7 protein-coding genes are annotated in these 6,649 nt (G+C 61.5%); all 7 read left to right on the plus strand.

Features of this window, described 5'->3' with window-relative positions:
- Positions 1-4: 4 nt before the first annotated feature.
- The 7 genes from murA (at position 5) to hisA (ending at position 6,598) form a co-directional block, all read left to right on the plus strand.
- The gene (gene murA / locus B3F77_RS20475) at positions 5-1,288 is read left to right on the plus strand and encodes a UDP-N-acetylglucosamine 1-carboxyvinyltransferase (RefSeq protein WP_293606741.1); all 1,284 of its coding nucleotides are present in this window, start codon (positions 5-7) and stop codon (positions 1,286-1,288) included.
- A complete protein-coding gene (hisG, locus tag B3F77_RS20480) occupies positions 1,288-1,926 on the plus strand; it encodes an ATP phosphoribosyltransferase (RefSeq protein ID WP_293606742.1) in 639 nt (212 codons plus the stop codon). Before murA ends, hisG begins: the two co-directional genes overlap by 1 nt.
- 18 nt (positions 1,927-1,944) lie before the next feature.
- Entirely contained in the window at positions 1,945-3,288 is a 1,344-nt protein-coding gene (gene hisD, locus B3F77_RS20485; protein ID WP_293606743.1) for a histidinol dehydrogenase, read from the plus strand.
- A complete protein-coding gene (gene hisC / locus B3F77_RS20490) occupies positions 3,285-4,370 on the plus strand; it encodes a histidinol-phosphate transaminase (protein WP_293606744.1) in 1,086 nt (361 codons plus the stop codon). Before hisD ends, hisC begins: the two co-directional genes overlap by 4 nt.
- A complete protein-coding gene (hisB, locus tag B3F77_RS20495) occupies positions 4,367-4,999 on the plus strand; it encodes an imidazoleglycerol-phosphate dehydratase HisB (RefSeq protein ID WP_293606745.1) in 633 nt (210 codons plus the stop codon). The genes hisC and hisB overlap by 4 nt, the downstream gene beginning before the upstream one ends.
- A 102-nt stretch (positions 5,000-5,101) precedes the next feature.
- Positions 5,102-5,770, plus strand: coding sequence for an imidazole glycerol phosphate synthase subunit HisH (gene hisH, locus B3F77_RS20500; RefSeq protein ID WP_293606748.1), 669 nt, complete (start codon positions 5,102-5,104; stop codon positions 5,768-5,770).
- An 87-nt stretch (positions 5,771-5,857) separates the two neighbouring features.
- Entirely contained in the window at positions 5,858-6,598 is a 741-nt protein-coding gene (gene hisA, locus B3F77_RS20505) for a 1-(5-phosphoribosyl)-5-[(5-phosphoribosylamino)methylideneamino]imidazole-4-carboxamide isomerase (RefSeq protein ID WP_293606746.1), read from the plus strand.
- Positions 6,599-6,649 lie beyond the last annotated feature (51 nt).

Consider the following 6,649-nt stretch of genomic DNA (forward strand, 5'->3'; position numbering starts at 1 on the left):
ACGCATGGACAAATTACTTATCAGGGGCGGCAAGTCGCTGGCCGGCACGGTCGCTATTTCGGGTGCCAAGAACGCCACACTTCCAGAGTTGTGCGCGGCCCTGCTGACCGCAGAAGCCGTAACGCTGGAGAACGTGCCCGGCCTGCAGGACGTGGCCACCATGCTCAAGCTGATCCGCAACATGGGCGTGGCCGCTGAGCGCAGTCAGAGCATGCCCGGCACCGTCACCCTCAACGCGGGCGCCTTGAGCTCACCCGAAGCGCCTTATGACCTGGTGAAAACCATGCGCGCCTCGGTGCTGGCCCTGGGTCCGCTGCTGGCGCGCTTCGGTGAGGCCACGGTGTCGCTGCCCGGCGGCTGCGCCATCGGCTCGCGGCCAGTGGACCAGCACATCAAGGGCTTGCAGGCCATGGGCGCCGAGATCGTGGTCGAGCACGGCTACATGCTGGCCAAATTGCCGGCGGGCCCAAATGGCGGACGTGGACGCCTGAAGGGCGCAAGCATCACGACCGACATGGTCACCGTGACGGGAACCGAAAATTTCCTGATGGCCGCCACCTTGGCCGAGGGCGAAACCATTCTCGAAAACGCGGCGCAGGAGCCCGAGATCGGCGACCTTGCCGAGATGCTCATCAAGATGGGTGCGAACATTGAAGGCCATGGCACGCGCCGCATCCGCATTCAGGGCGTGGAGCGCCTGCATGGTTGCACTCACCAGGTGGTGGCCGACCGGATCGAGGCCGGTACCTTTTTGTGCGCCGTCGCGGCCACGGGTGGCGACGTGGTGCTCAAGGCTGGCCGTGCCGATCACCTGGATGCCCTCATCGACAAGCTGCGTGAAGCGGGGGCCACGGTCACCGCCGGCGACGGTTTTATCCGCATCCAGGCCCAAGGCCGCATGAAGGCCCAGTCCTTCCGTACCACGGAATACCCCGGTTTCCCGACCGACATGCAGGCCCAGTTCATGGCGCTCAACGCCATTGCGCAGGGCACCAGCACCGTGACGGAAACGATTTTTGAAAACCGTTTCATGCACGTCAACGAAATGGTGCGGCTGGGCGCCAAGATCCACATTGAAGGCAAGGTAGCGGTCACGGAAGGCGTTGAAAAACTCTCCGGCGCCACCGTGATGGCCACCGATCTGCGAGCCTCCGCCAGCCTGGTGATTGCCGGGCTGGTCGCCGACGGCGAGACACGGGTGGAGCGTATTTACCACCTCGACCGGGGCTATGACCAAATGGAAGCCAAACTGCGCGGCATTGGCGCCGACATCGAAAGAGTCAAATAATGATTACCCTCGCCCTCTCCAAAGGACGCATCTTCGACGACATCCTGCCGCTGCTTAAAACGGCCGGTATCGAGGTGCTCGACGACCCGGAAAAATCACGCAAGCTGATTCTTGATACCAATCAGCCCGATCTGCGTGTGGTGCTGGTGCGCGCCACCGACGTGCCGACCTATGTGCAATACGGCGGTGCCGATCTGGGCGTGGTCGGCAAGGACACCCTGCTCGAATCCGGCAGTCAGGGCCTCTACCTGCCGCTGGATCTGCAGATTGCCAAATGCCGCATCAGTGTGGCGGTGCGCCAGGGCTTTGACTACGCCGCCGCCGTGAAGCAGGGCTCGCGTCTGAAGGTGGCGACCAAGTATGTGGCCATTGCGCGCGACTTTTTCGCCACCAAGGGCGTGCACGTCGATTTGATCAAGCTGTACGGCAGCATGGAGCTGGCGCCGCTCACCGGGCTGGCAGATGCGATCGTCGATCTGGTGTCCACCGGCAGCACGCTCAAGGCCAACCACCTGGTGGAGGTCGAGCGCATCATGGACATCAGCTCGCATCTGGTGGTGAACCAGACGGCGCTCAAGCTTAGACAGGCGCCTATCCGCAAACTGATTGATGCTTTTTCCTTGGCGCTTGCCCAATAACCCATCATTAGAAATGCTATGAATTTAGTAGCTGCACCAGCCCGTCTATCAAGCACTTCAAGTACTTTTTATGCTGAATTCAAGGCGCTCCTGCACTGGTCTGCCGATGCCGATGCGGCGATTGAACAGCGCGTGGCCGACATTCTGGCCGACGTGCAGCAGCGCGGCGATGCGGCGGTGCTGGAATACACCGCACGCTTTGACGGCCTGAGTTCTGCATCAATGGGCGCACTTGAGCTCACGCAGGCTGAGTTGAAAGCCGCATTCGATGCGATTCCCGCAGTCCAGCGCGACGCCCTGCAGGCGGCCGCCCGCCGTGTGCGCAGCTACCACGAGGCGCAAAGAAAGGCCAACGGCGAAAGCTGGAGTTACCGCGACGAAGACGGCACGCTGCTGGGCCAGAAGGTCACGCCGCTGGACCGCGTGGGCATTTATGTGCCGGGTGGCAAGGCGGCTTACCCCTCGTCGGTGTTGATGAATGCCATTCCCGCCCATGTGGCCGGCGTGGCTGAAATCATCATGGTGGTGCCTACCCCTGGCGGTGAAAAGAATGCTTTGGTGCTGGCGGCCGCTTACGTGGCCGGTGTGACCCGCGCGTTCACCATTGGGGGAGCCCAGGCCGTGGCCGCGCTGGCTTACGGCACGGCCACCATTCCCGCCGTTGACAAGATCACCGGCCCGGGCAACGCCTATGTGGCCGCCGCCAAGCGCCGCGTGTTTGGCACGGTGGGCATCGACATGATTGCCGGGCCGTCCGAAATTCTGGTGCTGGCCGATGGCAGCACGCCCGCTGACTGGGTGGCCATGGATTTGTTCAGCCAGGCCGAGCATGACGAGTTGGCGCAGAGCATTTTGCTGTGTCCCGATGCGGCCTACATTGACGCGGTGCAGGCCGCCATCAACCGCCTGCTGCCCACCATGCCACGCGCCGACATCATTGCCAAATCGCTCAATGGACGGGGTGCGTTGATTCACACGCGCAGCATGGAAGAGGCCTGCGAAATCAGCAACCGCATTGCGCCCGAGCATCTGGAAGTCTCGAGCCGCCAGCCGCACCAGTGGGAGCCCCTGCTCAGGCACGCGGGCGCCATTTTTCTGGGCGCCTACACCAGCGAAAGCCTGGGCGACTACTGCGCCGGCCCCAACCACGTGCTGCCCACCAGCGGCACCGCGCGCTTTTCCAGTCCGCTGGGCGTGTATGACTTTCAAAAGCGCAGCAGCCTGATCGAGGTCAGCGAAGCGGGCGCGCAGGCCCTCGGGAAAATTGCCGCCGAACTCGCCTATGGTGAAGGCCTGCAGGCCCATGCGCGCGCTGCCGAGATGCGCTTGCGGACCGTACCCCCAATGAGAGTGAAACCATGACCGTGCTTGATCCGAAACTCAAAAAACTGATTCGCCAGGATGTGCAGTCCATGCACGCCTACGCCATTCAGGACTCGGCCGGCATGGTCAAGCTCGACGCGATGGAAAATCCGCACCGCCTGCCCGCCGCTTTGCAGGCCCACCTGGGGCAGCGGCTCGGTGCGCTGGCGCTGAACCGTTATCCGGATGGCCGTGTCAATGACTTGCGCCATGCGCTGGCGGACTATGCCGGGATGCCTGAGGGCTTTGACATCATGCTGGGCAATGGCTCGGACGAGCTGATCTCGCTGCTGGCCCTGGCCTGCGATGTACCGGGTGGCGCCATCCTTGCGCCGCTGCCCGGCTTTGTGATGTACGGCATGAGCGCGCAATTGCAGGGCCTGAAATTCATCGGTGTGCCCTTGACGGCCGACTTTGAGCTCGACCAAGCCGCGATGCTGGCCGCCATTGCCGAGCACCATCCCTCCGTCACTTACATTGCCTACCCCAACAACCCCACGGCCAATCTATGGGACGACGCAGTGATCGAGCACATCATCGACGCCGTCGGCGCGCAAGGCGGCCTGGTGGTGATGGACGAGGCCTACCAGCCGTTTTCCAGCAAAAGCTACATGGACCGCATCGCCAGGCACAGCCATGTGCTGCTGCTGCGCACCCTGAGCAAGTTCGGGCTGGCTGGCGTGCGTATCGGTTACATGATGGGCCCGAAAGCGCTAATTGCCGAAATCGACAAGGTGCGGCCGCCCTACAACATCAGCGTGCTCAACTACGAGTGCGCGCTCTTTGCGCTGGAGCACCGCGACGTGTTTGCCGCGCAGGCGCAGGAGCTGGTTGCGCAGCGCACGGTGCTGTTTGCCGCGCTCAGTGCCATGAAGGGCGTCAAAGCCTGGAAAAGCGACGCCAACATGATTCTGGTGCGCGTACCGGATGCGGCCAAAGCCTTCGAAGGCATGAGGCAGCGCAAGGTGCTGGTCAAAAACGTTTCTAGAATGCATCCATTGCTGGCCAATTGTTTGCGCCTGACGGTTGGCACCATCGAAGAAAATTCGCAAATGCTGGCGGCGCTTGAAGAATCCCTATGACGACCTCCCTTCCTACCTCTATCCCTGCCCCCATCACCGCTCCGCGCACCGCGGAAGTCTCGCGCAACACAGCCGAGACCCAGATCACCGTCAAGCTCAACCTTGACGGCACCGGACAGGCCAAACTGTCAACGGGCATCGGTTTCTTTGACCACATGCTGGACCAGATCGCCCGCCACGGCCTGATTGATCTGGACATTCACGCCAAGGGTGACCTGCATATTGACGGCCACCACACGGTGGAAGACGTCGGCATCACGCTGGGGCAGGCCGTGGCCCAAGCCGTGGGCGACAAAAAAGGCCTGCGCCGCTATGGCCACGCCTATGTGCCGCTCGATGAGGCCTTGTCCCGCGTGGTGATTGATTTTTCGGGCCGACCTGGCCTGGACATGAACGTGCCGTTCAAGAGCGGCATGATTGGCACTTTTGACAGCCAGCTTGCCTATGAATTTTTCCAGGGCTTTGCGAATCATGCATTCGTGACGCTGCATATCGACAACCTCAAAGGCGAAAATGCCCACCACCAGGCCGAAACGGTGTTCAAGGCCTTCGCCAGAGCCTTGCGCATGGCGCTGGAAATCGATCCGCGTGCCGTGGGTGTGATTCCTTCGACCAAGGGTTCGCTGTAACGGGGTTGCCACGGGATGACCGCAGTTTTAGAATATTTTGGCCGTTAGCCCATAGAATACGGTTGTAAGTAGCTATTAAAATAATAGCAAATAATTCTTAGAATATCCAAGTTGAAAACAGTAGCGGTGGTTGATTACGGCTCGGGCAATCTGCGCTCGGTGTCGCAAGCCGTCCAGCATGTGGCCCAAGGCAGCGGCTACGAGGTCGTGGTTACTTCGCGTGCGCAGGACGTATTGGACGCTGAACGCGTGGTGCTGCCCGGCCAGGGCGCCATGCACGACTGCATGCGCGCCCTCGCCGAATCCGGCCTGCAAGAGGCCGTGTTGCACGCCGCCGCGAACAAACCGCTGTTTGGCGTGTGCGTCGGCATGCAGATGTTGCTGGACAACAGCCACGAGGGGCTTGACGGCGCCGCAACGCCCGGCTTGGGCCTGATCCACGGCGATGTCGTCAAGTTTGATCTGGCAGGGAAAATCCAGCCCGATGGCAGCCGCTACAAAGTGCCGCAAATGGGCTGGAATCAGGTGTATCAAACAAGCCCGGTGCATCCTATGTGGGCCGGCGTGCCAGACGGCGCGTATTTTTATTTCGTCCACAGCTTTTATGCCCGTCCGTCGGATGCCCGCCACATTGCGGGCGAGACGGACTACGGTGGGCGCTTTGCGGCAGCCATTGCACGCGATAATATTTTCGCCACCCAGTTCCACCCCGAGAAAAGCGCCGAGCACGGACTGGCCCTGTACCGTAATTTCCTGCACTGGAAGCCCTGAAATCCCATCCGCCGCCGATTGCACCCGGAGCACCGAGGGTGAATCGTCTTTTTTTAAACCCTTCCTTCGTTTTCTTCTTACCCCAACATGCTACTCATCCCCGCGATTGACCTGAAAGACGGTCACTGCGTTCGCCTGAAACAGGGCGACATGGATCAATCCACCATCTTCAGTGAAGACCCCGCCGCCATGGCGCGCAGCTGGGTCGACAAGGGCGCCCGCCGCCTGCACCTGGTGGACCTGAACGGCGCATTTGCAGGCAAGCCCAAAAACGAGCTGGCCATCAAGCGCATCCTGGCGGAAGTGGGCAACGAAATCGACGTGCAACTGGGCGGCGGCATTCGCGATCTGGATACCATTGAGCGCTACCTGGACGCCGGCCTGCGCTACGTCATCATCGGCACCGCAGCCGTCAAGAATCCGGGCTTTCTGCAGGACGCCTGCACCGCCTTTGCCGGCCACATCATCGTCGGGCTTGATGCCAAAGACGGCAAGGTCGCCACTGACGGCTGGAGCAAGCTGACCGGCCACGAAGTGGTGGACCTGGGCAAAAAATTCCAAGACTACGGCGTGGAGTCCATTATCTACACCGACATTGGCCGCGACGGCATGCTCAGCGGCATCAACATTGAAGCGACGGTCAAGCTCGCGCAGGCACTGATAATTCCCGTCATCGCCTCGGGTGGCCTGTCGAGCATGGCCGATATCGAAGCGCTGTGCGCCGTGGAAGACGAGGGCATTGACGGCGTGATCTGCGGCCGCTCCATCTACAGTGGCGACCTGGACTTTGCGGCGGCCCAGGCGCGGGCTGATGAGCTGAACGGCTGAAATATGGCCCCCACGCTTGTCACTTCGTGTACTGCGCGAGGCCTTGCAGGC

It is taken from the genome of Polaromonas sp. UBA4122, assembly GCA_002381615.1.
Taxonomy (GTDB): Bacteria; Pseudomonadota; Gammaproteobacteria; order Burkholderiales; family Burkholderiaceae_C; genus Polaromonas.

Bases quoted from the DNA above. Each gene is read 5' to 3' on its own strand.
- hisG (WP_293606742.1), top strand. From the start codon at position 1,288: ATGATTACCCTCGCCCTCTCCAAAGGACGCATCTTCGACGACATCCTG.
- hisA (WP_293606746.1), top strand. From the start codon at position 5,858: ATGCTACTCATCCCCGCGATTGACCTGAAAGACGGTCACTGCGTTCGC.
- hisB (WP_293606745.1), top strand. From the start codon at position 4,367: ATGACGACCTCCCTTCCTACCTCTATCCCTGCCCCCATCACCGCTCCG.
- murA (WP_293606741.1), top strand. From the start codon at position 5: ATGGACAAATTACTTATCAGGGGCGGCAAGTCGCTGGCCGGCACGGTC.
- hisC (WP_293606744.1), top strand. From the start codon at position 3,285: ATGACCGTGCTTGATCCGAAACTCAAAAAACTGATTCGCCAGGATGTG.
- hisD (WP_293606743.1), top strand. From the start codon at position 1,945: ATGAATTTAGTAGCTGCACCAGCCCGTCTATCAAGCACTTCAAGTACT.